This is a genomic window from Marinobacter sp. BW6, from assembly GCF_008107725.1.
In the GTDB taxonomy this organism is placed as follows: Bacteria; Pseudomonadota; Gammaproteobacteria; order Pseudomonadales; family Oleiphilaceae; genus Marinobacter.
Map to the genome: position 1 here is coordinate 1 of NZ_VIRN01000077.1, position 399 is coordinate 399.

Annotated in this window: 1 protein-coding gene; it reads left to right on the forward strand. The window is 45.4% G+C overall.

Annotation, left to right across the window (positions count from 1 at the left end; translation table 11 throughout):
• Window positions 1-26: 26 nt before the first annotated feature.
• Window positions 27-399 (forward strand): 6-phosphogluconate phosphatase (gene yieH / locus FMN52_RS18535; RefSeq protein ID WP_148610103.1); only part of this gene is annotated, 373 nt, incomplete at its 3' end.

Here is a 399-nt window from a genome sequence, read left to right on the forward strand (position 1 = left end):
CGTTAAACTGATTAAAAAGGAAAGGCATGTCCCGGATAGAAGCGGTATTTTTCGACTGCGACGGTACGCTGGTCGACAGTGAAGTCATTTGCTCTCGCGCATATGTAACGATGTTTCAGGAATTTGGTATTACGCTCGATCCTGAAGAGGTTTTCAAACGTTTCAAAGGTGTAAAACTGTACGAAATTATCGATATTGTTTCCCTTGAACATGGTGTTACGTTAGCGAAAACAGAAGCTGAACACGTTTACCGTGCAGAAGTCGCTCGGCTGTTCGATTCAGAACTGGAAGCCATCGAAGGGGCTGGAGTGCTCCTGTCAGCGATCACTGCGCCAATGTGTGTGGTATCTAACGGCCCAAATAACAAAATGCAGCATTCTATGGGCAAGCTGAATATGT